General features: G+C 66.8%; 22 protein-coding genes. 5 read left to right on the top strand and 17 right to left on the bottom strand.

The window, feature by feature from the left end; all coding sequences use genetic code 11:
- The first annotated feature begins 49 nt into the window (after positions 1 to 49).
- Entirely contained in the window at positions 50 to 1,333 is a 1,284-nt protein-coding gene (gene purD / locus EGM71_RS18725) for a phosphoribosylamine--glycine ligase (protein ID WP_188486335.1), read from the top strand.
- A gap of 503 nt (positions 1,334 to 1,836) precedes the next feature.
- On the opposite strand, the gene rpoH is transcribed toward purD, so the two are convergent.
- From rpoH to rhlB, 6 genes are all read right to left on the bottom strand, one after another.
- Positions 1,837 to 2,712 carry an RNA polymerase sigma factor RpoH gene (rpoH, locus tag EGM71_RS18730; protein WP_006473441.1) on the bottom strand — a complete coding sequence of 292 codons (876 nt, stop codon included), beginning with the start codon at positions 2,710 to 2,712 and terminating at the stop codon, positions 1,837 to 1,839.
- A gap of 278 nt (positions 2,713 to 2,990) precedes the next feature.
- On the bottom strand, positions 2,991 to 3,704 hold the full coding sequence (gene ung, locus EGM71_RS18735; RefSeq protein WP_188486337.1) for a uracil-DNA glycosylase: 714 nt from the start codon (positions 3,702 to 3,704) through the stop codon (positions 2,991 to 2,993).
- Positions 3,701 to 4,543 carry a response regulator gene (locus EGM71_RS18740; protein ID WP_099604709.1) on the bottom strand — a complete coding sequence of 281 codons (843 nt, stop codon included), beginning with the start codon at positions 4,541 to 4,543 and terminating at the stop codon, positions 3,701 to 3,703. The genes ung and EGM71_RS18740 overlap by 4 nt, the downstream gene beginning before the upstream one ends.
- Before the next feature lie 7 nt (positions 4,544 to 4,550).
- Positions 4,551 to 5,498, bottom strand: coding sequence for a permease-like cell division protein FtsX (gene ftsX / locus EGM71_RS18745; RefSeq protein WP_087923798.1), 948 nt, complete (start codon positions 5,496 to 5,498; stop codon positions 4,551 to 4,553).
- A 3-nt stretch (positions 5,499 to 5,501) separates the two neighbouring features.
- Positions 5,502 to 6,188 carry a cell division ATP-binding protein FtsE gene (gene ftsE, locus EGM71_RS18750; RefSeq protein WP_005419728.1) on the bottom strand — a complete coding sequence of 229 codons (687 nt, stop codon included), beginning with the start codon at positions 6,186 to 6,188 and terminating at the stop codon, positions 5,502 to 5,504.
- A 158-nt stretch (positions 6,189 to 6,346) separates the two neighbouring features.
- A complete protein-coding gene (gene rhlB / locus EGM71_RS18755) occupies positions 6,347 to 8,071 on the bottom strand; it encodes an ATP-dependent RNA helicase RhlB (protein ID WP_188486338.1) in 1,725 nt (574 codons plus the stop codon).
- Positions 8,072 to 8,582: 511 nt separating this feature from the next.
- Between rhlB and trxA the strand changes: the two genes are divergently transcribed.
- The 3 genes from trxA to EGM71_RS18770 all read left to right on the top strand — a co-directional run bounded on the left by trxA (position 8,583) and on the right by EGM71_RS18770 (position 12,667).
- Positions 8,583 to 8,912 carry a thioredoxin gene (gene trxA / locus EGM71_RS18760; RefSeq protein ID WP_005411275.1) on the top strand — a complete coding sequence of 110 codons (330 nt, stop codon included), beginning with the start codon at positions 8,583 to 8,585 and terminating at the stop codon, positions 8,910 to 8,912.
- Between the two features lie 228 nt (positions 8,913 to 9,140).
- A complete protein-coding gene (gene rho, locus EGM71_RS18765) occupies positions 9,141 to 10,883 on the top strand; it encodes a transcription termination factor Rho (protein ID WP_188486340.1) in 1,743 nt (580 codons plus the stop codon).
- Positions 10,884 to 11,092: 209 nt separating this feature from the next.
- Positions 11,093 to 12,667: a sensor domain-containing diguanylate cyclase gene (locus EGM71_RS18770; RefSeq protein ID WP_188486342.1), complete on the top strand. Its 1,575-nt coding sequence runs from the start codon at positions 11,093 to 11,095 to the stop codon at positions 12,665 to 12,667.
- 39 nt (positions 12,668 to 12,706) lie between these two features.
- Here the strand turns inward: EGM71_RS18770 and EGM71_RS18775 are convergent, their stop codons facing one another.
- Positions 12,707 to 13,597: an energy transducer TonB gene (locus EGM71_RS18775; RefSeq protein WP_188486344.1), complete on the bottom strand. Its 891-nt coding sequence runs from the start codon at positions 13,595 to 13,597 to the stop codon at positions 12,707 to 12,709.
- An 80-nt stretch (positions 13,598 to 13,677) separates the two neighbouring features.
- Positions 13,678 to 15,408: a bifunctional isocitrate dehydrogenase kinase/phosphatase gene (gene aceK, locus EGM71_RS18780; RefSeq protein WP_188486346.1), complete on the bottom strand. Its 1,731-nt coding sequence runs from the start codon at positions 15,406 to 15,408 to the stop codon at positions 13,678 to 13,680.
- A 230-nt stretch (positions 15,409 to 15,638) separates the two neighbouring features.
- Between aceK and EGM71_RS18785 the strand changes: the two genes are divergently transcribed.
- Positions 15,639 to 16,376 carry a KilA-N domain-containing protein gene (locus tag EGM71_RS18785; protein ID WP_223224501.1) on the top strand — a complete coding sequence of 246 codons (738 nt, stop codon included), beginning with the start codon at positions 15,639 to 15,641 and terminating at the stop codon, positions 16,374 to 16,376.
- Between the two features lie 75 nt (positions 16,377 to 16,451).
- Here EGM71_RS18785 and EGM71_RS18790 read toward each other — a convergent pair whose 3' ends face one another.
- The 9 genes from EGM71_RS18790 to EGM71_RS18830 all read right to left on the bottom strand — a co-directional run bounded on the left by EGM71_RS18790 (position 16,452) and on the right by EGM71_RS18830 (position 25,427).
- Positions 16,452 to 16,811, bottom strand: coding sequence for a hypothetical protein (locus tag EGM71_RS18790; RefSeq protein WP_005419760.1), 360 nt, complete (start codon positions 16,809 to 16,811; stop codon positions 16,452 to 16,454).
- 53 nt (positions 16,812 to 16,864) lie between these two features.
- Complete coding sequence (locus tag EGM71_RS18795; RefSeq protein WP_049446748.1) at positions 16,865 to 17,281, bottom strand: roadblock/LC7 domain-containing protein; 417 nt, start codon at positions 17,279 to 17,281, stop codon at positions 16,865 to 16,867.
- Complete coding sequence (locus EGM71_RS18800; protein ID WP_188486350.1) at positions 17,274 to 17,822, bottom strand: GTP-binding protein; 549 nt, start codon at positions 17,820 to 17,822, stop codon at positions 17,274 to 17,276. The genes EGM71_RS18795 and EGM71_RS18800 overlap by 8 nt, the downstream gene beginning before the upstream one ends.
- Positions 17,815 to 18,780 carry a hypothetical protein gene (locus EGM71_RS18805; RefSeq protein WP_188486352.1) on the bottom strand — a complete coding sequence of 322 codons (966 nt, stop codon included), beginning with the start codon at positions 18,778 to 18,780 and terminating at the stop codon, positions 17,815 to 17,817. The genes EGM71_RS18800 and EGM71_RS18805 overlap by 8 nt, the downstream gene beginning before the upstream one ends.
- Before the next feature lie 308 nt (positions 18,781 to 19,088).
- On the bottom strand, positions 19,089 to 21,311 hold the full coding sequence (locus EGM71_RS18810; RefSeq protein ID WP_188486354.1) for an NADP-dependent isocitrate dehydrogenase: 2,223 nt from the start codon (positions 21,309 to 21,311) through the stop codon (positions 19,089 to 19,091).
- 363 nt (positions 21,312 to 21,674) lie between these two features.
- A complete protein-coding gene (locus EGM71_RS18815; RefSeq protein ID WP_032130280.1) occupies positions 21,675 to 22,187 on the bottom strand; it encodes a hypothetical protein in 513 nt (170 codons plus the stop codon).
- A 42-nt stretch (positions 22,188 to 22,229) separates the two neighbouring features.
- Complete coding sequence (locus EGM71_RS18820) at positions 22,230 to 22,523, bottom strand: LysM peptidoglycan-binding domain-containing protein (RefSeq protein WP_005419771.1); 294 nt, start codon at positions 22,521 to 22,523, stop codon at positions 22,230 to 22,232.
- Between the two features lie 215 nt (positions 22,524 to 22,738).
- The gene (gene queF / locus EGM71_RS18825) at positions 22,739 to 23,557 is read right to left on the bottom strand and encodes an NADPH-dependent 7-cyano-7-deazaguanine reductase QueF (RefSeq protein WP_188486356.1); all 819 of its coding nucleotides are present in this window, start codon (positions 23,555 to 23,557) and stop codon (positions 22,739 to 22,741) included.
- Between the two features lie 550 nt (positions 23,558 to 24,107).
- On the bottom strand, positions 24,108 to 25,427 hold the full coding sequence (locus EGM71_RS18830; protein WP_188486358.1) for a M20 family metallopeptidase: 1,320 nt from the start codon (positions 25,425 to 25,427) through the stop codon (positions 24,108 to 24,110).
- Positions 25,428 to 25,608 lie beyond the last annotated feature (181 nt).

The following is a 25,608-nucleotide window of genomic DNA, read 5'->3' on the forward strand; positions in this document are numbered from 1 at the left end:
GCCGCCGGGGATATCGATCTTCCCTTCCCACGCAATCTGGAATCTCGTGATGAACGTACTTGTCATCGGCTCTGGCGGCCGCGAACACGCCCTGGCATGGAAGCTGGCCCAGTCCTCCCGTGTCACCGAAGTGATCGTGGCGCCCGGCAACGCCGGCACCGCCAGCGAAGACAAGTGCCGCAACGTGGCGGTCAAGGTCACCGATATCGACGGCCTGCTGGCGCTGGCACAGGCCGAAGGCGTGGCGCTGACCGTGGTCGGCCCGGAAGTACCGCTGGTGGCCGGCGTGGTCGACCGCTTCCGTGCCGCCGGCCTGCGCATCTTCGGGCCGACCGCCGCCGCCGCGCAGCTGGAAGGCAGCAAGGCCTACGCCAAGGACTTTCTGGCCCGCCACAACATTCCCACCGCGTTCTACGCCGTGCACACCGACGTGGACGCCGCCCTGGCCTACATCCGCGAGAAGGGCGCACCGATCGTGGTCAAAGCCGATGGCCTGGCCGCCGGCAAGGGCGTGATCGTCGCAATGACCCTGACCGAAGCCGAAGACGCGGTGCGTGACATGCTCTCGGGCAACGCGTTCGGCGATGCCGGCGCCCGCGTGGTCATCGAGGAATTCCTCGACGGCGAGGAAGCCAGCTTCATTTCGATGGTGGACGGTGTGCATGCACTGCCGATGGCCACCTCGCAGGACCACAAGCGCGTCGGCGACGGCGACACCGGCCCGAATACCGGCGGCATGGGCGCCTATTCGCCTGCGCCGGTGGTGACCCCGGAGGTGCATGCACGCGTGATGCGCGAGGTGGTGAATCCCACCGTGCAGGGCATGATCGCCGACGGCATCCCGTTCACCGGCTTCCTCTACGCCGGCCTGATGATCGACGCCAGCGGCGCACCGAAGGTCATCGAGTTCAACGTGCGCTTCGGCGACCCGGAAACCCAGCCGGTGATGCTGCGCCTGCAGTCGGACCTGGTGGAGCTGGTGGAAGCCGCCATCGACGGCCGCCTGGACCAGGTAGAAGCGCAGTGGGATGCACGCCCGTCGCTGGGCGTGGTGCTGGCCGCGAAGCCCTACCCGGAAGCGCCGATCACCGGCGACGTGATTTCCGGCCTGGACGACGTGCCTGCCAGTGCCAAGGTGTTCCATGCCGGTACGGCATTGGATGCGCAGGGCCAGGTGCTCAGTGCCGGCGGCCGCGTGCTGTGCGTGGCGGCGCTGGGCGACAGCGTGCGCGATGCGCAGGCGAACGCCTATGCCGGCGTGGCCAAGGTGACCTGGACCAACGAGTTCCACCGCACCGACATCGGCTGGCGCGCGATCGCACGCGAGGGCTGAGGCAGGTGCGGTATCAGGGCATCCACGCATAGCGTGGATGGAAGCCCGACCTTGCTGGGCCTTTTCCGAATCACTGTCGTTGTGTTCAATCAGGTCGCGCCGTGGACGGCCGCGATTTCCTTACCTGCGAACTGTCGTGCTCGGGATCAGGCCCAAGACAATGTGCCTCGTAGATCTTCAAACGAGGCGTATCGATGACGCCATGACCGTGCAGGCTCACAGCTGCATCGTATATCGCCTGCAGTAGTGCTTCTTTTGAACGCATCCCCTTCGGAGCCATGATGAGTGAACACCTTCTGCGCTGTTTCGCATATCCCAGCAGAATCAGCTCGTCAGTTCGATAGCTGATCGCGTCAGACCATGGCTGTACTGCATCCACGCGTGGCGTGGATCTACTGGTTCTGCATAGCTGGGGTAGATCCACGCCATGCGTGGATTGAACACCTCGGAAAAGAAAAGGCCCGGCAATGCCGGGCCTTTTCATCGCTTCAACGCCACCCCGCTTACGCGGTGAACAGCGCCTTCATCTTCTTCAGCGCGTTCGCTTCAACCTGGCGGATGCGCTCGGCCGACACGCCGTACTCGTCGGCCAGCTCCTGCAGCGTCACCTTGCTGTCGGCATCCAGCCAGCGGCGGCGGATGATGTCACGCGAACGCGCATCCAGTTCCGCCAGGCCTTCGCGCAGCAGCTGCATCTGGTTATCTTCGCTGTCGGCACGTTCGTAGGCCATCGACGGGTCTTCGTCATTGGCGACCAGGAACGCAGCCGGCGACGGCGGCGCGTGCTCGTTGTCCTCGTCGGTCGGCGCATCGAAACCGATATCGCGACCGGACAGGCGCGACTCCATTTCCATGACCTCGCGCTCGGACACGTTCAGGTCCTTGGCCACCGCGCTGACTTCAGCCGCGTTCATCCAGCCCAGGCGCGTCTTCGACTTGCGCAGGTTGAAGAACAGCTTGCGCTGCGCCTTGGTGGTGGCGACCTTCACGATGCGCCAGTTCTTCAGGATGAACTCGTGCATCTCGGCACGGATCCAGTGAACGGCGAAGGAGACCAGGCGCACGCCCATGTCCGGGTCGAAGCGCTTGACCGCCTTCATCAGGCCGATGTTGCCTTCCTGGATCAGGTCGCCCAGGGCAAGGCCGTAGCCGTTGTAGCCGCGGGCCACGTGCACCACGAAGCGCAGGTGCGAATGCACCAGCTCGCGGGCAGCGTCCAGATCATTGCCGTCGCGGAAGCGACGGGCCAGGTCCTGTTCGTCATCGACCGACAGCACCGGGATCTGGTGCACGGCACCGATGTAGGCGTCCAGCGAACCGAGCGCACTGGGAATCGGGAGATTGTTTGCCACAAGGGCAGTAGAGGTGTTCTGGCTCATAGGCACCCATCTTAGCAGTCCGGCATTTGGACTGCTAAAGGAGGAAAAAGTTCCAGCGTCCCATTGGTGCAACACTGGTCCCAAACAGGACCCTACCGTAGCGCGAATTGATGACAGTGGCGAGCACGCTTTTCGGGATTCTCAATCCCTTGGAATTCAAGCAATTACCCACCAGAAACCGGCCGATTCCGGTCAAGCGGAGCTGAACGGGCCGTCCCGGAGGCCCATTCAGGCCAGGAAACGTTGCCCGGTGTTCAGGCCCAGCCGTCCGCCGATGCTCAGAGCGCCGAACGCGGCGGCAGCGACCAGTCGATTGGTGCCTGGCCGCGGCGGCGCAGGTACTCGTTGGCCATCGAGAAATGCTGGCAGCCGAGGAAGCCGCGATGGGCCGACAGCGGCGACGGATGCGGCGACTTCAGCACGCGATGGCGGCGGGTGTCGATGACCTTGCCCTTCTGCTGCGCATAGGCGCCCCAGAGCATGAACACCAGTCCTTCGCGTTCGCGGTTGAGCACATCCACCACGTGGTCGGTGAACCCTTCCCAGCCACGCCCCTGGTGTGCGCCGGCCTTGCCCTCTTCCACCGTCAACACGGCATTGAGCAGCAGCACGCCGCGCTGCGCCCACGGGATCAGGCAGCCGTGGTCCGGACGCGGGATACCGAGATCGCTCTCGATCTCCTTGTAGATGTTCAGCAGCGACGGCGGCACCGGCACGCCGGGCGCCACAGAAAAGCTCAGGCCATGGGCCTGGCCACGACCGTGGTACGGGTCCTGCCCGAGGATCACCACCTTTACCTGCTCGAACGGCGTGGCGTCGAACGCCGCGAAGATCTGCGGGCCCGGCGGGAACACCGCCGCGCCGCCCGCCTTGCGCTGGCGCAGGAAAGCAGACAGCTCGCGCATCTGCGGCTGCATCAGGTAATCGCCGACATGCTGCTTCCAGCTTGGCTCCAGCTGGATCGTCGGGGTGTCGGCTACTTCATCCATCATCGAATCAGGGGTCCATCGTTCAATCGGGCCAGGCGCAGCTGGAACAGCACCTTGGTGACCAGCAGCCGTTCTTCGATCGGCTTGAGCACCAGGTCGTTGGCACCGGACTGCAGCAGCCCGGTCTGGTTGTGCGGGTTGCCGTCGCCGGTCATCACCAGCACCGGCAGGCGGCGCTTGCCGTAACCGAAGTCCACGCGCACGCGTTGCACCACGTCGCGGCCGCTCAGCTCACCCTTCAGGGTAACGTCGGTCAGTACCAGGTCGATGCGATGACGGCTGCGGCCCAGCGACTCGGCGGTGAGCAGGGTGAACGCTTCTTCGGCGCTGACCACGTGCAGCACGTTCAACTGCTGGCGCTCGAGCATGCGCTTGGTGGCCTCGGCCACCACGCGGCTGTCCTCGATGTAGAGGATGGTGGCGCCGGGAATGGTCTGCGGCTGCACATAGCCACGGATGAAGGTCGCCAGTGCCTCATGGCCGAGCGATTTGTCGAAATAGTCGGTGACGTACTCGGTGAAGCGGCGCTGCTCCAGATGCTGCTGGGCATCGCCGGACACCACGATCACCGGCACATAGGCCTGGCCCGCGGCTTCGCGCACCATCCGCGCCAGTGCCAGGCCATCACCATCACGCAGGGTCAGCGAGGTGGTCACCAGATCCACCGGGCCCTGCGCCAGCGCCAGCTGCGCGTCCTCGATGCTGTCGCAGCCGATCACTTCCACGCCCGGCAGGTCGCGCTGCAGGACATCGGCGATCAGCTTGCGGACCAGCTTCGACCCATCGACCACCATCACCCGCGTCGCGGGCCCTTCAAGGTGCTTCAGCGCTTGCGGTTGCATGCCGGTCTCAGGTGTCGGTCGGTCGGGTCTGGCGGAGGAAGTGGCCGGTCACCAGCCACGCGCCCAGCCAGCCCAGCAACAGCGTGCCGAGCAGGACCAGGCCGCCGTGCAGCAGGTCCAGGCCGTGCAGTACGAACGGGCTGCCGTAGCTGCGCGAGAGTTCGGCCAGCGGCACGCGCAGGGCAGCGCCGGCAGCCCCGATCAGGGCCAGCGCCACCGCGCCGGCACCCAGGCCATACCACGCGCCCAGGTACAGGAACGGACGGCGGATGAAGCCATCGCTGGCGCCGAGCAGCTGCAGCACGCCGATCTCTTCGCGACGGGCCTGGATGTCCAGGCGCACGGTGTTGCCGACCACCAGCGCGGCGCCGACGCCGAGCAGTACCGACAGCACCTGCACCAGCCGTGCGCCGAACGCCAGCCAGGCATCCAGGCGCTGGCGCCACAGTGCGTCGTGCTGCACCAGGTCGGCCTCGGGCAGGCTTTCCAGCGCGCGCGCCAGGCGTGCGTCGTCCTTGCCCTGGCCGGGGGTGATCACCAGCAGCGAGGGCAATGGATTGTCATTGAGAGCGTCGATCGCCTCACCGAGGCCGGCATCGCGCAGTTCCTGCAGGCCCTGCTCGGGCGTGCGCACGTTCACTTCGGCCACGTCGTCGCGGTCGCGCAGCTGGCCCGCCAGGCGCAGCGCGCCGGGGCCATCGACGTTGCCCTTCAGGAACACGTTGATGTCGCGCGACTGCTGCACGCTGCCGGCGAACTGCTTGAGGTTGTCCAGCGCGATCGACAGCCCCAGCGGCAACGCCAGCGCCAGCGCCATGACCATCACCGTCAGCAGGGTCGCCCACGGCTTGCGGCAGGCGCGGCCAAGGCTGAACACCACGCTGTGCACGTGGTGCTGGAACCAGACCCCCACGCGCGACGGGGCGGCGGCTTCGCTGTTTTCGTTCTTGGCCATGGGTTACTCCGCCAGGTCCTGCGGCGAGATGTCATCCACCAGCCGGCCGTGGTCGAGGATCAGCACGCGCTTGCGCATGCGGCGCAGCAGCGGCAGGTCGTGGCTGACCACCAGCACGCTGGTGCCACGCGAGGGCAGCTCGGCGAACAGGGCCATGATCTCCGCCGCCAGGGTCGGGTCGAGGTTGCCGGTCGGCTCATCGGCCACCAGCAGCTTGGGCTCACCGACGATGGCGCGGGCGATGCCAACGCGCTGCTGCTCACCGGCCGACAGCTGCGAGGGCAGCGCCTTCTCGCGATGGCCCAGGCCCATGCGCTCGAGCACCGAGCGCACGCGCTTGTTGATGTCGCCACGGCGGGTACCGCGCAGGATCAGCGGCAGCGCCACGTTCTCGGCGATGGAGCGATCCATCAGCAGGCGGTGGTCCTGATAGACCGCCCCCACCGCGCGACGGTGGCGGGGCACGTCGCCACCGCGCACTTTCAGCAGGTTGCGCTCGTCGAACACCACCGCGCCGCGGCTGGGCCGCTCGTCCAGGTGGATCAACTTGAGCAGGGTGCTTTTGCCCGCACCGGAATGGCCGGTGACGAACAGCATCTCGCCCGGCGCAACCTCGAAGCTGACATCGGTCAGTGCCTCGTGGCCACCGGCGTACTGTTTGCTGACATTGTCGAAGCGCAGGACACTCATGCCCCGATTATGCAGGACCGGCGCGACGTCGTGGAGACGGTCGCGCGATCGGTAGTGCCGGCCGCTGGCCGGCAGCTGTGTGGGTTGCCGGCCAGCGGCCGGCACTACCCCACCCCATGGGGCAGTGCGGACCAAGGTCCGCACCCACCATCGGCGGCTTAGTTGCCCGACAGCATCCGGCGGATCTTGCGGCCGATGCGGGTCAGGAACGAATCGCCGGTATCGGCGGCCGTACGCACCGGCTTGGCCACCACCTGTACCGGGGTGACCGGGCTGGCGCCATTGCCGGCGGGGTTCTGCACGCCCTCGGCACCTTCGACCGGACGGCCGTGGCGACGACGACGACGCTTGCGCGGCTTGTGTTCACCGTCCACCGCACCTTCCGGTGCACCTTCGGCGCGCGGGGGGCGCGGCGGACGCGGGGCCTGGGCGGCGGCGCCTTCAGCACCGGCGGCCGGGGCGGCAGCGCCCTGCTCGCCTTCCACGCGCGGCTTGCGCGGGCCGCGCGAACGGCGTTCGCCGCTGCGCTCACCGTCACGGCCACCGCGGCCACCACCACTGCCGGAACGGCCGCCACTACGGCCACCGCCCCGACGCTCTTCCTCAGCGGCGCGGGCTTCGCGCGCTTCGCGGAAGATCTGGCCGACGCTTTCGTTGTCCTCGCCTTCCTCGCCTGCCGCCGGAGCCGGGCGTTCCGGGCGCGGCAGCGGGGTCAGCAGTTCCTTGGTAACCGGCTCGGACGGAATCTTCTGCTCGATGTAGGCCTCGATGTCCGGCAGGCCCATCGCGTAGCGTTCGCAGGCGAAGCTGATCGCATCACCCTCTTCGCCCAGGCGCGCGGTACGGCCGATGCGGTGCACGTAGTCTTCGGCATCGAACGGCAGGTCGTAGTTGTAGACGTACTTGATGCCGTCGATGTGCAGGCCGCGGGCGGCGACGTCGGTGGCCACCAGGATTTCCAGCTGGCCCTTCTGGAAGCGGTTGAGCAGGCTCTCGCGCTTCTTCTGCGGCACGTCGCCGGACAGCACGCCGACGCGGTAGCCGGCCTTTTCCAGCGAGCGGGCAACGCGCTCGACGAACACCTTGGTGTTGACGAACACCATGGTCCGCGCGCCTTCGCTGCGCGACAGCAGGCCCAGCAGCAGCGGGATCTTCTCGTCGTCGGCCGGGAAGTAGATGCGCTGGCGCACGCGCGCGGCAGTGATGGTCTCGGCTTCAACCACCAGCTTCTGCGGCTCGTTCATGTGCTCATAGGCCAGCTCCAGCACGCGGTGGCTGAGGGTGGCGCTGAACAGCAGGGTCTGGCGGATGGTGCGTTCCGGCATGCGGCGCAGCAGGAAGCGGATGTCCTTGATGAAGCCCAGGTCGAACATGCGGTCGGCTTCGTCCAGCACGCAGATCTCGCAGGCGTGCAGCGAAACCACCTTGTGCTGCTTGACGTAGTCGATCAGGCGGCCCGGGGTGGCGATGATCACGTCCACGCCCTGCTGCAGCAGCTCGCGCTGCTTGTCGTAATCCACGCCGCCGTAGACCAGCGCGAAACGCAGGCCCAGGTCGGAACCGAACTTCACCGCATCCTTGTGGATCTGGATGGCCAGTTCGCGGGTCGGGGCAAGGATCAGCGCGCGCGGATCTTCCGGCTTGCGGTCGGCCAGGGCCGGGCGGGTCAGCAGGCGGTTCACGACAGCGACCAGGAAGGCCAGGGTCTTGCCGGTGCCGGTCTGGGCCTGGCCGGCAACATCACCACCGGGCAGCGCGACCGGCAGGGTCAGCGCCTGGATCGGGGTGCAGCGGGTGAATCCGGCTCCTTCAAGGCCGGCCTGCAGGGCCGGATGCAGCTCGAAGGAGGAGAAGGTCAAATCGGTCAGCGGTTTGTCGCTCATGAGTCCGTCTTGGTATGGCCGCCGGCCCGTGGGGCGGCTGGCACTTCATCGTCTAGGGGCACCGTCGCAAACTGCGGCCCCTGCGGCGGGTTGGCAGGCTGGGACCACCCGGTCCGTGCGCCGCACAATGCCCCAGTTTAACGCACTCGGGCGCACATACCGGAATGCATCGTCTCACGAGCATGGGAGACGAGCGACCTTCACCCAGCCACACCGGACTTGAACGGCCCGGCCCGGGGCGCTGGTGTCGCCCACTGCCAGCCCCATGTACAGGAAGACAGTGAAATCCGACACATACCGGGCATCGAAGCGATCACGATACGCTGGGTTCCAGCCGGCGCCTGTCCCTGCCCTGCGATAGGGGTACACTGCCGGCCGTGAGCGTCCAGGCATCCCGCCGAACGCACCGTGGCAGTGCGCCACGAGGCAACGACGAGGGTCGCGCCACCGGGCATGGCCCAGTTCACCCACCTCCGGCATCGCCGGGTGCAATCCAAGACGAGAAACCAAGATGAGCGACAAGGTTGTACATGTCGGCGACGCCGACTTTGATAGCGCAGTGCTGAATTCCAAGGAACCGGTGCTGGTCGATTTCTGGGCCGAGTGGTGTGGCCCGTGCAAGATGATCGCCCCGGCGCTGGACGAACTGGCCGATGCCTACCAGGGCCGCGCCAAGATCGCCAAGGTCAACGTCGACCACAACCGTGCGCTGGCCGCCAAGTACCACGTGCGTTCGATTCCGTACCTGGTCGTGTTCAAGGACGGCGAGAAGGTCGGCGAGCAGATCGGTGCGGTGGGCAAGGCCCAGCTGGCCGGCCTGCTGGACAAGGCCCTGGCCTGATCCCGTGGTTCCCCGGCAGCCGCCGAGCGCGGCTGCCGGCGGGCGCACCGCGCCCATGATGAATGCTGTTCCCGGCGACCCTTGCATGGCGCCGCAGGCCGATGATAGTGTCGGCATATCCGGCCGCGTTCGCGTGCCGCACCCTCTGGACGCAGTTTCTTCCAGACCCATTCCCAACGTTCGCCGCCCCAGCCGGGCGCTCGCACCTTCAAGCGAGGAATAACGCTCTTGTCCGATAACACTTCCGAAACCGGCAGCGCTGATGCGCCCGCCGAAAAGCGCGTGCGCAAGCCCCGCGTGAGCAAGGCCGCCGCCCCGGCAGCCGCCGAAACCAGCGCCGCTCCGGCGCAGCCGACCCTGCCGCTGGCCGCCGCGCCAGAAGCACCGGCGCCCGCCCCCGCACCGAGCGCGCCCGCCGCCGAGGCCCCTGCCAGCAGTGGCGGTGGAGACGGTGGTGAGGGTCGCGAATCCGGCCAGCCGCGGCAGCAGAACCACCAGGGGGGCGGCCAGAACCAGGGCCAGAACCCATACAACCAGAACGGCCAGCAGGGCCAGGGGCAAGGTCAGGGCAACCGCCGCGACCGCTTCCGCAACCGCCGCGACCGTGACCGCAACAACCGCTTCCGCGACGATGGCCTGCCCAACGACGGCGGCGAGCAGCAGCCGTTCGTGCCGCGCCCGCACGCCAACGTGCCCGAGGGCTTCCCGGTCTACTCGCTGAGCGACCTCAAGCGCATGCCGGCACAGAAGCTGCTGGAAATCGCCGAGCAGCTGCAGATCTCCGAAGGCGTGGCCCGTGCCCGCAAGCAGGATGTGATCTTCGCCCTGCTGAAGGTGCTGACCCGCCATGGCGACGGCGTCGCCGCCGACGGTGTGCTGGAAATCCTGCCGGACGGCTTCGGCTTCCTGCGCGCGGCCGAAGCCAGCTACCTGGCCGGCCCGGACGACACCTACATCTCGCCCAGCCAGATCCGTCGCTTCAACCTGCGCACCGGCGACCACATCTCCGGCCGCATCCGCTTCCCGAAGGACGGCGAGCGCTACTTCGCGCTGAACATCGTCGACACCATCAACGGCGAGCCGATCGAAGCGTCGAAGAACAAGGTGCTGTTCGAGAACCTGACCGCGCTGTTCCCGCGCCGCCGCTTCACCCTGGAGCGTGGCAACGGTTCGTCGGAAGACATCACCGGCCGCATCCTCGACCTGATGGCGCCGCAGGGCAAGGGCCAGCGTTCGCTCATCGTGTCGCAGCCGAAGGCCGGCAAGACCATGATGATGCAGCAGGTCGCCACCGCCATCACCACCAACCATCCGGACGTGCACCTGATCGTGCTGCTGATCGACGAGCGCCCGGAAGAAGTGACCGAAATGCAGCGCACGGTGCGCGGCGAGGTCATCAGCTCGACCTTCGACGAGCCGGCCGCGCGCCACGTGCAGGTGGCCGAAATGGTCATCGAGCGCGCCAAGCGCCTGGTCGAGCACAAGAAGGACGTGGTGATCCTGCTCGACTCGATCACCCGCCTGGCCCGCGCCTACAACAACGTGGTGCCGAGCTCGGGCAAGGTGCTGACCGGTGGTGTGGACGCCAACGCCCTGCATCGCCCGAAGCGCTTCTTCGGTGCCGCGCGCAACGTGGAAGAAGGCGGCAGCCTGACCATCATCGCCACCGCGCTGGTCGACACCGGCTCGAAGATGGACGAGGTGATCTACGAAGAGTTCAAGGGCACCGGCAACAGCGAAGTGCACCTGAGCCGCCGTATCGCTGAAAAGCGCGTGTTCCCGGCCATCGACATCAACCGTTCCGGCACCCGCCGCGAAGACCTGCTGATCGAGCCGGAGCTGCTGCAGAAGATCTGGATCCTGCGCAAGCTGCTGCATCCGATGGATGAAATGGCCGCGATGGAGTTCCTGCTCGACAAGATGAAGAACACCAAGTCCAACGACGAGTTCTTCGGTTCGATGAAGCGCTGATCCACGGCATTGCATCGAAAAGAACCTGCCGCTCGCTGCGGCAGGTTTTTTTTTGCCTGCAGGGCGACCGACTTCACTTTGCCGCCGCTGACTTTTGGCGATAATTCGCCCGATACCCTGCCCGGCCCCAAGGGCGTGGCCACCGATTCCCGCTGTCGCCCCTTCCGGAGAACCGGTCGGGTCCAGCCTCCTGCCGGATCCGTCGACGCATGCGAACGCTGTCCCCCCGCCTCAACCTGGGCAAGCTGATCCTCGCCCTGGCCCTGCTCAGCGCCATCATCGCCCTGGCCAATACCCTGCTGGCCAGCTACCGCGTGCAGCGCGACCAGCTGGTCGGCAACACCCTGGAAGCCAACCGCGTCTATGCCACCAAGCTGGCCGAGACCACCCAGAACTTCCTGCTGGCCGCGCAGCAGGAGCTGGCCTACGCCGCCACGCGGCTCGGCCAGAGTGACCTCGATCCGGCACAGGCACAGGACGAGGCCAGCCGCCTGCAGCTGCAGACCAACAGCTTCAACTCCTCGCTGGTGGTCGACGCCGACGGTCTGGTGATCGCCACCTCGCCGCAGACCCTGCAGCTCCAGGGCGAGATCCTGCACAGCGTCGGCAACAACGCCGCATTGGCCACGCGCCAGCCGATGATCAGTGACCCGTACCAGTCGGCCACCGGCAAGCTGCTGGTCTCGCTGTCGCACCCGATCTTCGATCGCCAGGGCCACTATCGCGGCTACGTCAGCGGCACCCTGTACCTGCGCCAGCGCAGCGCGCTGCACACGCTGCTGGGCAAGCATTACTACCGCGACGGCTCCTACCTGTACGTGGTTGATCGCCATGGCCGCCTGCTGTATCACGCCGATGGCAAGCGGGTCGGCGACTACGTGGTCGGCAACCCGGCGGTGAAGGCGGTGGTGCGCGGTGAACGCGGTGCGCAGCAGGTGCGCAACAACCTGGGCGTATCGATGCTGGCCGGTTATGCGCCGGTACCGGCCACCGGCTGGGGCATCATCGCGCAGCGGCCGACCGAAGCCACGTTGCAGCCGTTGTCGCGATTGATGACCGCGGTGATCTGGAACGCGATCCCGCTCGGCCTGCTGTCACTGCTGATCACCTGGTGGTTCGCCCGGCGCATCTCGATGCCGCTGTGGCAGCTGGCGCGCAACGTGCAGGGTGGCGAGGACACCGGCAACGCGATCAACCACGTCAGCGGCATCCGCGCGTGGTACTTCGAGGTTGCCCAGCTCAAGCAGGCGGTGCTGCACAGCTTCAACGCCCTGCAGGACCGCATCGGCACGCTCAATCGCGCCAACCGCACCGATCCGCTGACTGGCCTGCTCAATCGCCGCGGCCTGCAGCAGGCGCTGGATGCGCTGCAGGTGCAGGGCATTCCGTTCGCGATCCTGGCGCTGGACATCGATCGCTTCAAATCGATCAACGACAGCCATGGCCATGACGTCGGTGATGCCGCCATCGTCCATATCGCCGACCAGATGCGCCGCTACTCGCGTGACAGCGACATCCTCTGCCGCGCCGGCGGCGAGGAGTTCCTGCTGCTGTTGCCGGGCATCAACACCGACTCGGCGCGCCAGGCTGGCGAGCGCCTGCGCCAGCACATCGCCGATCATCCGTTCGAGCCGGTCGGCACCATCACCGTATCGCTGGGCGTGGCCCACTTCCCCAGCTTCCATGTCGATGCCGAGCAGGCACTGCGGCTGGCCGACAAGGCCCTGTACATGGCCAAGGAACAGGGTCGCAACCGGGTGGTGGTCTACCCGTACGCGGACTGAGAAGCGGCCGGCCTGGCCGACCGCTTCACCGCGCCGGGCTCAGCGCTGGGCCAGCGGCGTCAGCAGGCGCAGGCCGCGCTGGGTGCCATCGACCATGTACACGCCCCCGGCGGGCAGCAGATCACTGCCCGCCTGTTCGACGGCATCCGGCTTGCGCCACGGTGCAGCCTGGCGCGGGCCGGGGATGAAGGCGCGCCAGCGGCCATAGCGTTCCGGCTGGCCGTTGCTGCTGTTGTTCAGGGCGAAGGTGACCGGCACACGCACGGTCCAGGAATCCAGCGTGCTGTCCTCACCGGTGGTCGGCGGAACGAAGGTCCACTTGCGGGCCCCGCTGATGCTGGCCTTGGCGAGGATGTCGCGCATCTTGGCCATGGTCCGTTCCGGTGCGACCACGGTCATGTTCACCTGCTCGGCAATGACATCGGCCACGGTGCCGTCGCGTGCGACCTTGACCAGCAGCAGTACGTCACCCTGCCCGCCATTGCGGAAGGCTTCCTCGGGGTAGCGCGGTGGCGGCATGCGCTTCTGGGTCACCGAATCGGTAGCCTTCGGATCATATTCACTGAAGTCGACACTGGTCATGCTGACCTGGTAGCTGCCGTCGTCCTGCTCCTTGCCACGCAGGCGTACCCGCAGTGGCGCGTGGACGGCCACCGGCTTGCCATCGTGCAGGGTCGGCTCGAACTGCCAGCCACGGATGGCGCCCTCCACGAACGACGCGATGCCTGGTGCGAGCATTGCCTGCTGGTCCAGGACCAGCTTGCTGACCGAACCGTCGGCCGCCACGTCGATACTGCCCGACAGTGCCATGCTCATCTCGGCCGTGGCACGCACGGCGCGCGCGTTCTGGGCGACGGCATCGGCCGGCAGCAGGGGGGCACCGGCAGAGAACGCCAGGGCCAGGGCAAGGAACAGGGGGGAACGCATCATTGCCGGATCCGTGGTGATGAAGTGAGCGCCGAGCGTACCGCAGTCCGGACCGGACCGGCAGGCGGTTCACGCCCATCCGTTCAGGCCAGGCGATGGGCCGTCGCGTAGGGCGGCGTATCCGGATAATCACCCTCGGCGAAGCGCACCTGCAGGCCCTGCCACCACGCCGGATCGAACAGGTGCCTGTAGTGCTCGCGCACTGCGGCCAGCTCTCCCGCCGGCAGCCCCATGAACGGGCCGAAGCGCTCGGGAAACACGTCGCGTGGACCGACATGGAACCAGGGTTCGTCGGCCATGGCCTCCTCCGGTGTCCGCGGCTGCGGCCAGGCGCGGAACACGCAGTCACTGACCAGGCACAGCTCGTCATAGTCGTAGAACACGGCCCGACCATGCCGCGATACGCCGAAGTTCTTCGGCAGCATGTCGCCGGGGAAGATGTTGTTGCGCGCCATGTCGGTGATCGCCTGCGCGTAGTCGAGTACCGCCGCGCGCACCGCCTCGCCGCCCTGCTCGCGCAGGTACAGGTTCAATGGACGGAAGCGACGCTGCACATAGCACAGTGCAACTTCCACCTGGTCGCCATCGACGCGAACGCTCTGCGCGCATTGCTGCAGCAACTCTTCCAGCAAGGCCGGTGCGAAGCGATCGCGCGGGAAACGCAGGTGGCGATACGGCTGCGCATCGAGCAGGCGGCCGACGCGGTCGAGATTGAACACCAGCGCGTATTTCTCTTCCACCTGCTGCCGCGACATCGCCTTGGGCCAGGCGAAGCGGTCGCGGATCAGCTTGAACACCAGCGGATAGCTGGGCAGGGTGAACACCGCCATGACCATGCCTGGCGTGCCTTCGGCGGGCACCAGCCGCTCCTGCGGATGTTCGTTGAAGTGGCGGAAGAAGGTCCGGTAGCGCTCGGTCTTGCCCTGCTTGGCGCGACCCAGCACGGTGTAGATCTCATCGATGGGCTTGCCCGGCAGCAGACTGCGCAGGAACACCACCGCATCGCCGACCGTGGCGAGGTCAGCCTGGAAGTAACTGCGCGATACACCGAACAGGTGGGCGACATCGCGGCGACGGGTCAGCACCGCATCGGCACGCAGGCCCTGGCCATCGTTGACCAGGGCAATCACGCACGGTGAGAAGCGGTGCTCGCCGAACACGCGTCCAACCAGATAGGCGCGGCGTTCGCGATAGAACACGGTATCCAGCAGTTCGATGCTGCGCACCGGCGTATCGCCCCAGTGGGCCAGATCGTCCTGCAGGCGAACGGCGATGGCCGCCGCGCAGCGAAGCTGGTGCGCATACGGAATGTCGAAGCGGTAATCGGCCAACACGCGCTGCAGGGCCTCCACCGGCCGCGTCGGCGAAACCGCGTAGGTATGCCGTGCGACTGGATGGGTGATCGCATCGGACGGCTCGACATCGAAGGCGATGAACTCCAGCGCCGGGTCCACGCCACGGGTGGAGAACAAGCGCCGCGACAGCGTGTTGTAGAACGTCTTGTACAGTTCGGCGTCGATCAGCCCCCGCAGCAACGCGCTGTAGCGTGCATGCACCTGCAGCCACAGCGCGCGCTCCCCGATCGCTTCGCCGGCGAGGCGGCGCAGCGCATCCATCTGTTCGGCGATGCACAGGTCGTACAACACGATGCGCTCGACCGCATCCTGGCGCGCAGCCGCCCAGTCGCGCTGCTCGAAACGCTGCCGAGCACGGGCGGTGATCGCCGCAAAGCGGGCGTGGTACTGCTCGAAGCCAGCGTGGATGGCGCCAGCGATGCGCGACGCCAGCTCGGCAGCGATGTCAGGCTCGGACATGCAGGGCTCACCCGGGAAGACCGGCTTCACCATACGCTGGCGTGGGGTGGCTTGTGTAGGGTCCGGGCCGTACTCGGCTGCGCCTGCCTGGACCCGCCGGGCACGGCCCGGCCCTACTGGGGCAGCGCCACTGCGCGCCGCGAAAGACGCAACGATTCCTACAGACTCGATGCCCCTGTGCTGCCTACCCTTTCAGGCCCAACAACGGCACCAGGTGACGCATGCAGCAAATGAGCTTTATTCCACGCGTGGAGGAAGGCAACGTAATCCCGCAGCGTGCCCGCGATGGCTACATCAGCGCTACCGCCCTCTGCCAGTCCGTCGCCAAGCGCTGGTCCGACTACCGGGCGCTGAAATCGACGGAGGAGTTCCTGCAGGAGCTCATGGCGCAGACGAAGCTGTCCGAGAATGAACTGATCCACGTGGTCTCCGGTGGGAACCCGGCAATGCAGGGCACCTGGATCCACCCGTACCTCGCCATCCACCTCGGCCAGTGGCTGTCGCGCAAGTTCGCAGTGAAGGTCTCGCAGTGGGTGGTGGAATGGCAGCAGGGTCGCGCCAACGCGGTGATGCCTGCGCATATCGACCGCTACATGCAGAACCGCGCAAAGGTGCCCTATACCCACTTTTCGATGCTCAACGAGCTGACTCTGAACCTGATCGCGCCGCTCGAGCAGGCAGGCTACACGCTCCCGCAGGAGCTGGTGCCGGACATCTCCGAAGGCCGCCTGTTCTGCAAATGGCTGAGGGATCATCGGGGTATCAACACCGATGCACTGCCCACGTATGACCACTCCTACCCGGATGGGCGCACGGTGCAGGCCAAGCTGTATCCCAACGAGCTCTACGAAGACTTCCGCCGCCACTTCAACGAAGTGTGGTTGCCCGAGAAGGCGCCGGCGTACTTCGCCAAGCGCGACAACAAAGCGCTTTCGTTCGTGACCACACTGCTGCTTCCGCCGCAGTGAGCGTAGCGCCGGACGTGCTCGGCTGCTTCGGCTGAAAGCAGCCGAGCATGGCCCGGCCCTACAGAGACCCGCCGCTCAGATCGCCAGTTCGGCCTCCACGTCCTGCACCTTGCGCCGGGCCAATGCCAGGTTGGACTTGGTACGGTCCAGCACGATGTAGAAGAACAGACCCTTCTTCTTCGCCACCGGGCGCATGATGTGGTACGCCTTGCCCAGCGAGATCAGGATGTCCTCGATGCTGTCGTTGAGGTTCAACGATGCGGCGGTCTTCATCTTGGCGCGGATCACTTCGGTGTTGCCGGCGGCGGCCACCTCCATGTCCATGCCGGCACCGGCTTCGCCCAGCAGCATGCCGCTTTCATAGTCGACCAGCGCCACTGCCTGCGCGCCGTCGATGCCCATCAGTGCGTTCAACGATTCATTCAATCCAGCCACGTCGCACCCCTTGTCGATGTTGGTTCGAGCCCCTCGTTCCCCTGCGGCTGGGCTCACGATCCGCCGAGTTCGGCCAGGATCGCCTGGCCACATTCCCTGCTCTGCCACAGCACCTGGCCGATCACGCTGCGCTGGTCGCAGGCCGCCATCAGCAGGAGTGGTGCGCGCCCGTCGGCCTGGATCGCCAGCATCAGCACTTTGCCGCCCGCCGCTTCCAGCATCAGTGTCTGTAGATCGCCCAGCACCAGTTCGCGCCCGACCGCCGCGGCCAGCGCCAGCATCGCGCTGGTCATCGCCGCCAACCGTTCGCCGCGCCCTTCGGCACCGGCGCTGACCAGGGCAAAGCCATCGACGCTGGCCAGCACCACCGTGCGCACCCCTTCGACCCGCTGCTGCAGGTCCTGCAGCAAGGGCTGCAGGCGCTCACGCTGGCCGGCATCGGGCAGTACCGCCATCTGCCCGTCAGCCATGCGCAGCCACCAGTGCGTGCGCTTCCATTTCGCTCATCAGTACATCCATCAGCAGCAGTCCCTGTTCGCGGTCACGGGCATCCACGGCCAGTAGCGGCAGCGGCTGGTCATCGAGGCAGGCACGGGCGGCCCAGTCATCCAGCGCGGCCTGTGGCGCCTGGTCCAGGTGGGTGACCGCCACGACCAGTGCCAGGGATGATGCGAACGGCTGCAGCACCTGCAGGTAGCCCTCCAGCTCGCTGGCTACGCCGGCGCGGCGCGCGTCCAGCAACAGCACCGCGCCACGCGCGCCCTGCAGCAGGATCGGCCATAGGAAATCGAAGCGCTGCTGGCCCGGCGTTCCGTAGAGACGCAGGCGTTCGCCGTTGGGCAGGTCGATGTCCGCATAGTCCAGCGCAACGGTGGTGGAGGCCTTGTCGGCGCCGAGGCGATCACTGTTGGCCACATCGGTATCGATCACCGCGCCGGCCGCGATGCTGCGCACCAGCGTCGACTTGCCACTGCCCATGCCGCCGAGCACGACCACCTTGTGCTCACGCATTGCGCTCGCTCCCGCGCAGGTGCCGCCACAAGCGGGCAAGCAATCCGTTGTCGGTGCCATTGCCGCGTAGTGCCGTCATCGGTGTCGCCGGGGCGCTCTGCAATTGCGCGTAACCGCAGAGATAGGCTGCATGGATGAAATCGCGCACCGCCGCAGCCGGCAACTCGAGCAGCATCGCGCATTCTTCAACCGTGCACGCGCGCTTGAGCAGCAGCGAGCACAGGCGGAAGCCATCGTGGTCGTGACCCAGTACGCGGAAATCCGGCCAGCGCAGCAGCTTCACCGAGGCGCCGCGCAGGCGTTCGTCCAGTGCCTGCCAATGGCGGCTACGTTGCGCCCATTGCCATAACAGCGGCCGCAGCGGCTGGCGTGGTCGCTCACCACCCAGCGCCTGCAGGCGCGCCGGTGTCAGTGCATCCAGCTGCAGGCGTTCGAAGGCATCGGCCAGGCGCTCCACCAGCGCGCTCGCGGGTTCCTGCAACAGCACGGCCTGGTCTTGCTCCAGATCCATCAGCAGCAGAGGCTCGCCTGCATCGCTCAACAATGCCTGCCCTTGCCTCAAAGGCAGCCGCTCGCGCAGCAGGCGGGTGATGGCGTGCGCGCCATCGGCCAGGCGGATCGGTGCGGGTGCGTGCATGGCCATGGGCTCCGGTGCCAACTGCATGCGGCGCAGCGCGCGGCCGATCGCACCATCGTCGAGCACATCCTGGTGCCCGTCGCCGTCACGCAGCTGGCCGCCGATGTCCTCGATCCAGCACTGCAATCGCGGGCGTTGCTGGCGCATGCGCTGGGCCGCGTTGCGCAGTGCCGGGGTATCGCGGATGACCAGCAGATCGCAATCGTCCAGATCCTGGCTGCGGCGGATCTGGCCGTCCGGCAGTGCCGACGCCAGACGCAGCCGTTGCAGCAGGGCCTGCTCGCCCTGGATGTCGGTTCCCACTACCAGCACGCGTGCCATCCGTGATCCCCGAGCGACCACCTCCCCGGTGGTCTCGCGTCGCCAAGGCTAGGGCATTGCCGGCGAGGGCCGTCGTGATCGACTGCTCAGATTGAGGGCGGCTGCAGACCGCCTCCTATCGGTTCTGCGACGGCCATCGCGGGCAAGTTTCATGCCCCTTTGACGGCTTTCCGACAGCCGACGGATGTCACGGTTTCATCGCCTGGGGTCAGATCCCTTTTGCGTGGCAAAAGGGATCTGACCCCAGAGCCAAAAAAGAAACCCGCGCCGAAGCGCGGGTTCCGGTGTCACGGCCGAACGGCAGTGGATCAGCCGCGCAGCTGCTCCAGCGCGGCGTTGAAGGTCGCGCTCGGGCGCATCGCCTTGCTGGCCTTGGCCACGTCCGGGCGGTAGTAGCCACCGATGTCCACGGCCTTGCCCTGCACTGCGATCAGCTCTTCGACGATCTTCTGCTCGTTGTCGGTCAGCGCCTTTGCCAGCGGGGCGAAGCGCGCCTTCAGTGCGGCGTCTTCGTCCTGCGCGGCCAGGGCCTGGGCCCAGTACAGCGCGATGTAGAAGTGGCTGCCACGGTTGTCGATGCCACCCAGCTTGCGCGACGGCGACTTGTCGTTGTCCAGGAACTGGCCGTTGGCTTCGTCCAGCGCCTTGGCCAGCACACGGGCGGCGGCGTTGTCGTAGCGGTTGCCCAGGTGTTCCAGCGACGCGGCCAGGGCCAGGAACTCACCCAGCGAATCCCAACGCAGGTAGTCCTCTTCAACGAACTGCTGCACGTGCTTCGGGGCCGAACCACCGGCACCGGTCTCGAACAGGCCGCCGCCGGCCATCAGCGGCACGATCGACAGCATCTTGGCGCTGGTACCCAGCTCCATGATCGGGAACAGGTCGGTCAGGTAGTCGCGCAGCACGTTGCCGGTCACCGAGATGGTGTCCTCGCCCTTGCGGATGCGGTCCAGCGAGAACGCGGTGGCTTCCACCGGCGGCAGGATGCGGATGTCCAGGCCGTTGGTGTCGTGGTCCTTCAGGTACTGCTCGACCTTGGCGATGACCTGTGCGTCATGGGCGCGGGCAGCGTCCAGCCAGAACACGGCCGGGGTGCTGCTCAGGCGGGCGCGCTCGACGGCCAGCTTGACCCAGTCCTGGATCGGCGCGTCCTTGGTCTGGCACATGCGCCAGATGTCACCGGCTTCCACGCCGTGTTCGAACACCACGGTGCCGGCATCGTCGGTGACCTTGACCACGCCATCGGCAGCGATCTGGAAGGTCTTGTCATGCGAGCCGTACTCTTCGGCCTTCTGTGCCATCAGGCCGACGTTCGGCACTGAGCCCATGGTGGCCGGATTGAACGCACCGTGCGCCTTGCAGTCGTCGATGACGGCCTGGTACACGCCGGCGTAGCAGCGGTCCGGAATGACGGCCTTGGTGTCCTGCAGCTTGCCTTCGGCGTTCCACATCTTGCCGGAGTCACGGATCATCGCCGGCATCGAGGCGTCGACGATCACGTCGCTCGGAACATGCAGGTTGGTGATGCCCTTGTCCGAGTTGACCATGGCCACGCCCGGACGCTGTGCGTACTCGGCCGCCAGATCGGCTTCGATTGCAGCGCGGGTGGCCTCGGGCAGCGACGGCAGGCGCGCAGCCAGGTCACCGATGCCGTTGTTGGCATCGAAACCGGCCTGCTTGAGCACGTCGGCGTGCTTGGCCAGCACGTCCTTGTAGAACTCGTTGACCGCCACGCCGAACATGATCGGGTCGGAGTCCTTCATCATGGTCGCCTTCAGGTGCAGCGAGAACAGCACGCCCTGGGCCTTGGCATCGGCGATCTGCTCAGCGATGAACGCGGCCAGTGCCTTGCGGCTCATGACGGCGGCATCAACGATCTCGCCCGCCTTCACTGCGGTCTTTTCCTTCAGCACGACGGTGCTGCCGTCGTTGCCGTGGAAGGTGATCTTCAGCGCACCGGCATTGGCCAGGGTGGCCGACTTCTCGCTGCCGTAGAAATCACCGGCGGCCATGTGCGCGACGTGCGACTTCGAATCCGACGCCCAGGCGCCCATGCGATGCGGGTGCTTGCGCGCGTAGTTCTTCACCGACAGCGGCGCGCGGCGGTCCGAATTGCCTTCGCGCAGCACCGGGTTCACCGCACTGCCCTTGACCTTGTCGTAGCGCGCCTTGTAGTCGCGCTGCTGGTCGTCGGCCGGGGTTTCCGGGTAATCCGGCAGCGGATAGCCCTGGTCCTGCAGTTCCTTGATGGCTGCCTTCAGCTGCGGCACCGAGGCGGAGATGTTCGGCAGCTTGATGATGTTGGCGTCCGGCGTGGTCGCCAGCTGGCCCAGCTCGGCCAGGTCGTCGCTGACCTTCTGCGCGTCGCTGAGCAGTTCCGGGAACAGCGACAGGATGCGGCCGGACAGCGAGATGTCACGGGTTTCCACCACGATGCCGGCAGTGGCGGTATAGGCGCCGACGATCGGCAGCAGCGACTGGGTGGCCAGGAACGGTGCTTCGTCGGTCAGCGTGTAGAGGATCTTGGACATGGGGGACTTGGACTCTGTAGCAATGCTCAGGGGAAGGCCGGCGCCAGCGCCGGGCCACGTGCAACCGTGTCGCGCGCGGGGCCGGGCCCCACGCTTTCCCCCGTCGCCGTCAGGGTGGGCGCGCGGCGGGGAAACCCCTGCATTGTCGCGTTTTCAGCCGCGCGGGGCAAAGCCGCGCCATACGCGGCGGTACTGCATGCCGGCAACGCTGTGATCCATCCACGCACGGTGTGGATGAAGCGCGGCCCGGTTGCCAGTAGATCCACGCCATGCGTGGATGGGGCCAACCGTCGCCCAATAAAAAAGGACGCAACCTCGCGGCTGCGTCCATCGTGAGCCCTGCCGGGAGAGAGTCGGCAGGACTTACTTGACCTCGAACTCCTGCGGCGTTCCGGCCGCCTTGCCATCGACGGTGACCTCGGCGCGGTACTTGCCGGCCGGCCAGCCCTTTGCATTCTTGAACGTGACGTTGGTGGTTTCCGCGCCACTGGTGTTCAGGGTGGCGTTCTGTTCGCCGGCCACCTGGCCGTCCTGGTAGGTCAGCTTCGCGCCAACGGTGACGTTGTTGGCAGCGCCGTCGGTCTTGACCGAGACGATGACGTCATCCTTCGGGGCGAACAATGCCGTCGTCGCAACCGACTTGTCGGCGGCTGCGGTCTTGCCCACGGTGACCGCCGAGACGCTGACTGCAGCGGCTTCGGCCATCGGCGGCGGTGCGCCGGTCATCGGGGCCGGTGCCGCCGGCTCGGCCGGGGCGGTGGCTGCCGGAGCGGCGTTGCTGTCGGTCGACTCTTCTTTCTTCTTGCAACCGACCAGGGCGACGCTGCCCAGCAGGGCGGCGATCAGGGCGGTCTGGAGCGGGGTGGTCTTGATCATTCGGGGTTCCTCCCAGGGATTGTCGGACGGCGTTCGGCCGGCTTACTTCGGCGGCAGTTTCAGGGTCTGGCCCGGGAAAATCTTGTCCGGGTCATCAAGCACATCGCGGTTGGCTTCGAAGATCTTCTTCCAGGCATTGGCGTCGCCCAGATGCTGCTTGGCGATCTTCGACAGCGAGTCACCCTTCTGCACGGTATAGGTGCCGCCGCTGACAACGTCTGCGGTGCTGTCCACCGAAGCGCTGACGCCGGAGAAGTCCGCCTTCGGCACCTGCTCGGCGGTACTGTCGACACTGCCACTGACGCCGGAGAAATCGGCTTTCTTCTCGGTACTCATCCACAACTCCCGTCTGCATGACTACGTGGTTCGCACGGTGCCATGGAGGTTGTTAAATGGGGATGGTGCAGATGTGAAGCCGCCCCCGGGGGCGGCTGAACAATCGGGGGAATGGACGCCCGGTAGTGCCGGCCGCTGGCCGGCTGTGCCAGGGGGATCCGGCCTTGGCCGATTGCCGGCCAGCGGCCGGCACAACGGGCAACCGCCTGCGGCGGTTACTGCCGCAGCTCGCGGTAGGTCGCAGCCGGGGCGGCAATGCCGGGGCTGGCCCGCCAGGGATTGATGTCCAGGCCACCACGGCGGGTATAGCGGGCCTCCACTTCCAGCCACTGCGGCTGGCAGCGGGCGGACACTTCGCTGAAGATCCGCTCAACGCACTGCTCGTGGAACTCGGCGTGCTCGCGGTAGCTGACCAGGTAGCGCAGCAGGCCGGCACGGTCGATCTTCGGCCCGCGGTAACGCAGGCTGACCGTCGCCCAGTCCGGCTGGCCGGTGACCGGGCAGTTGGACTTCAGCAGCGCCGAGACCAGGGTCTCCTCTACCACTTCATGCGCATCGGCGGTGAGGAAGTCCGCCTGCGGCGGACCGTAGCAGTCGATCTCCACATCCAGCCCGTCGACGGATTCACCGAGCGGCGTCTCGCGCAGGCCCGGCAGACCGAACTCGACCTGGACCGGCGCACCGGCGCAGGCTGACAGGTCAGCCACCAGACGCTCGCGCAGTGCCTCGGCGCTGTCGATGCGGGTGCTGTTGAGGGAGTTGAGGTACAGCTTGAACGACTTCGACTCGATCAGCCGCGGCGAGATGCACGGCACCTGCACGGTGGCGACGGCCACCTGCGGCTTGCCACGCGGGTCGAGCCAGCTCAGCTCGAAGGCATGCCAGCGGTCGTGGCCGACGAACGGCAGCGCGGCCTCATCGAGGCCGATCTCGGCGCGGGCGCCGCTGCGGGGGATGGGGAACAGCAGGCCGGGATCGTACTGCGACGGGTAACTGACCTCGCGACCGAGGCTGGAATCCTGTGGGGTGTTCATGGGGGTCATTGTATCGCGCGAAGGGCGGGCCTTCGGCCGGGCCGGCCAACGGCGGAGCCCCTCCGTGGTGGGTGTGTTGGTTGGTCGCGGAAGGCGGTCTATCGGCTTGGCCGGGTGGGTAGGCGGGTCGGGGGACGCCGTAAACCCATCCATGGGGGCTTGGCCGCGGCATCCATGCCGCGGACACCCCCGCCCCACCTACCCACCCGGCCCCTGACAGCTCCCTACGCGCGGCCGCCACCACGGGAAAGATCAGAAAATCAAAATCAGAATCCGATCCTTCAGACGTTCATGACGTCCGCCGTGCCGACCAACGGTCGGCACCCACCAACAGCAGCGGGCACCAACAGCCGCGGACAACTGTTGAAGGCGGGGTGGGTCCGGTTGAGGGGGTGTCCGCGGCATGGATGCCGCGGCCAAGCCCCCAGGGACGGGTTTACGGCGTCCCCCTCAACCGGACCCACCCCGCCATCCCACGGAATGCCCGCTTTTGACGTTGCCGTTGCCGTTGCTTCGGTGGGTGCAGGGCTGCAAGCCCTGCCTGAAACCCTCAGCCAGCAGGAGTGCCGGCACCGTGCAGGTAATCCAGGCTCACCTGCAGCAGCGCGCGGAACCCGACATCCAACGCCTTCTCATCCAGCAGGAACTTCGGCGAATGGTTGGCCGGCGCCGTTGCGGGGTCGATGCCCACGCTGGTCGAACCCACGAAGAAGAACATGCCCGGCACTTCCTTCGCGTACAGCGAGAAATCCTCCGCGCCCATCTGCAGCGGCGGCTCATACACGTTGTCCTTGCCCACCACGGCCTGCAGGCTCGGCAGCATCTTCGCGGTCAGTGCCGGGTTGTTCACCGTGGCCGGGTTGCCATCGGCCTCGTAGATCTCGGTCACCGCCTTCGCGCCGTGCGCGGCAGCGGTGTGCTCGGCCACGTTGCGCAGGTCGGCGAAGATCTGCTGGCGCATGCCTTCGTCGAAGGTGCGGATGGTGCCGACCATCTCCACTTCATCGGGAATGATGTTGTAGCGGATGCCACCGTTGATCGCGCCGAAGGTCAGCACCGCCGGCTGCTTGGACAGGTTGGCGCGGCGGCTGACGATGGTCTGCGCCGTTCCCACCAGGTCGGCGGTGGCGACGATCGGATCAACACCGTTCCACGGCGCCGAACCGTGCGTCTGGCGCCCGATCACCTTGATTCCGAACCGGTCCGAGGCGGCCATCAACGGGCCGCCGCGCACGGCGATCTGCCCTACCTGCACGCTGGAGAACACGTGCAGGCCGAATACCGCTTCCGGCTTGAAATCAGCGAACAGGCCTTCCTTGAGCATCAACGCGGCACCACCCTCTTCCGGCGGCGGTGCGCCCTCCTCGGCCGGCTGGAAGATCAGCATCACCTGACCCGGCAGGTCCTTCTTCATCGCGACCAGTGCTTCGGCCACGCCGAGCAGGGTGGCGGTATGCGCGTCATGGCCGCAGGCATGCATCACGCCCACGGTCTGTCCGCGGTACTGGTCAGTGGCCTTGGAGGCGAACGGCAGGCCGGTCTGCTCGGTCACCGGCAACGCGTCCATGTCGGCACGCAACGCGATCTTCGGGCCGGGCTTGCCGCCCTCGATGATCGCCACCACGCCGTGATGGGCGATGCCGGTCTTCGGCTTCAGGCCCATCGCGCGCAGGCGCTTGGCGACCTCGGCCGAGGTGCGCGCCTCGCGGTTGGACAACTCCGGATGCTGATGGAAGTCGCGGCGCCATTCGACCACCTTGGCCTGCAGCCGCTGCGCGGCGGCGGTCACCTCCGGGCGCTGCCCGTCCTGGGCGTGGGCAAGGGCCGGCAGGGCCAGCAGCAGGGCGGACAGCAGCAGCGAACGGCGCATCGCAATCTCCACAGCAGAAGGGTTCCAGCTGAATGTAGGGCAACACCGCCGCCACGGGAACCTCCGGCGCTGGATCCGGTCTTAGCGCCCGTCCCATCCGTCATGCAGGAAACGTGATGTGGCACAGGTATGCTTTGCGCATTGCCCCGGCGTCCCGCCTGGTCCAGCCCTCTCGGAGTCC

Source organism: Stenotrophomonas maltophilia, assembly GCF_006970445.1.
In the GTDB taxonomy this organism is placed as follows: domain Bacteria; phylum Pseudomonadota; class Gammaproteobacteria; order Xanthomonadales; family Xanthomonadaceae; genus Stenotrophomonas; species Stenotrophomonas maltophilia_AU.

Coding starts and splice junctions, on each gene's coding strand:
- ung (WP_188486337.1), bottom strand. CDS start 3,704: ATGATGGATGAAGTAGCCGACACCCCGACGATCCAGCTGGAGCCAAGC.
- queF (WP_188486356.1), bottom strand. CDS start 23,557: ATGAACACCCCACAGGATTCCAGCCTCGGTCGCGAGGTCAGTTACCCG.
- purD (WP_188486335.1), top strand. CDS start 50: ATGAACGTACTTGTCATCGGCTCTGGCGGCCGCGAACACGCCCTGGCA.
- EGM71_RS18775 (WP_188486344.1), bottom strand. CDS start 13,597: ATGATGCGTTCCCCCCTGTTCCTTGCCCTGGCCCTGGCGTTCTCTGCC.
- EGM71_RS18800 (WP_188486350.1), bottom strand. CDS start 17,822: ATGCGTGAGCACAAGGTGGTCGTGCTCGGCGGCATGGGCAGTGGCAAG.
- EGM71_RS18830 (WP_188486358.1), bottom strand. CDS start 25,427: ATGCGCCGTTCGCTGCTGCTGTCCGCCCTGCTGCTGGCCCTGCCGGCC.
- EGM71_RS18740 (WP_099604709.1), bottom strand. CDS start 4,543: ATGCAACCGCAAGCGCTGAAGCACCTTGAAGGGCCCGCGACGCGGGTG.
- trxA (WP_005411275.1), top strand. CDS start 8,583: ATGAGCGACAAGGTTGTACATGTCGGCGACGCCGACTTTGATAGCGCA.
- EGM71_RS18820 (WP_005419771.1), bottom strand. CDS start 22,523: ATGAGTACCGAGAAGAAAGCCGATTTCTCCGGCGTCAGTGGCAGTGTC.
- rhlB (WP_188486338.1), bottom strand. CDS start 8,071: ATGAGCGACAAACCGCTGACCGATTTGACCTTCTCCTCCTTCGAGCTG.
- EGM71_RS18770 (WP_188486342.1), top strand. CDS start 11,093: ATGCGAACGCTGTCCCCCCGCCTCAACCTGGGCAAGCTGATCCTCGCC.
- EGM71_RS18805 (WP_188486352.1), bottom strand. CDS start 18,780: ATGGCACGCGTGCTGGTAGTGGGAACCGACATCCAGGGCGAGCAGGCC.
- ftsE (WP_005419728.1), bottom strand. CDS start 6,188: ATGAGTGTCCTGCGCTTCGACAATGTCAGCAAACAGTACGCCGGTGGC.
- EGM71_RS18795 (WP_049446748.1), bottom strand. CDS start 17,281: ATGGCTGACGGGCAGATGGCGGTACTGCCCGATGCCGGCCAGCGTGAG.
- EGM71_RS18815 (WP_032130280.1), bottom strand. CDS start 22,187: ATGATCAAGACCACCCCGCTCCAGACCGCCCTGATCGCCGCCCTGCTG.
- EGM71_RS18810 (WP_188486354.1), bottom strand. CDS start 21,311: ATGTCCAAGATCCTCTACACGCTGACCGACGAAGCACCGTTCCTGGCC.
- rpoH (WP_006473441.1), bottom strand. CDS start 2,712: ATGAGCCAGAACACCTCTACTGCCCTTGTGGCAAACAATCTCCCGATT.
- aceK (WP_188486346.1), bottom strand. CDS start 15,408: ATGTCCGAGCCTGACATCGCTGCCGAGCTGGCGTCGCGCATCGCTGGC.
- ftsX (WP_087923798.1), bottom strand. CDS start 5,498: ATGGCCAAGAACGAAAACAGCGAAGCCGCCGCCCCGTCGCGCGTGGGG.
- EGM71_RS18785 (WP_223224501.1), top strand. CDS start 15,639: ATGAGCTTTATTCCACGCGTGGAGGAAGGCAACGTAATCCCGCAGCGT.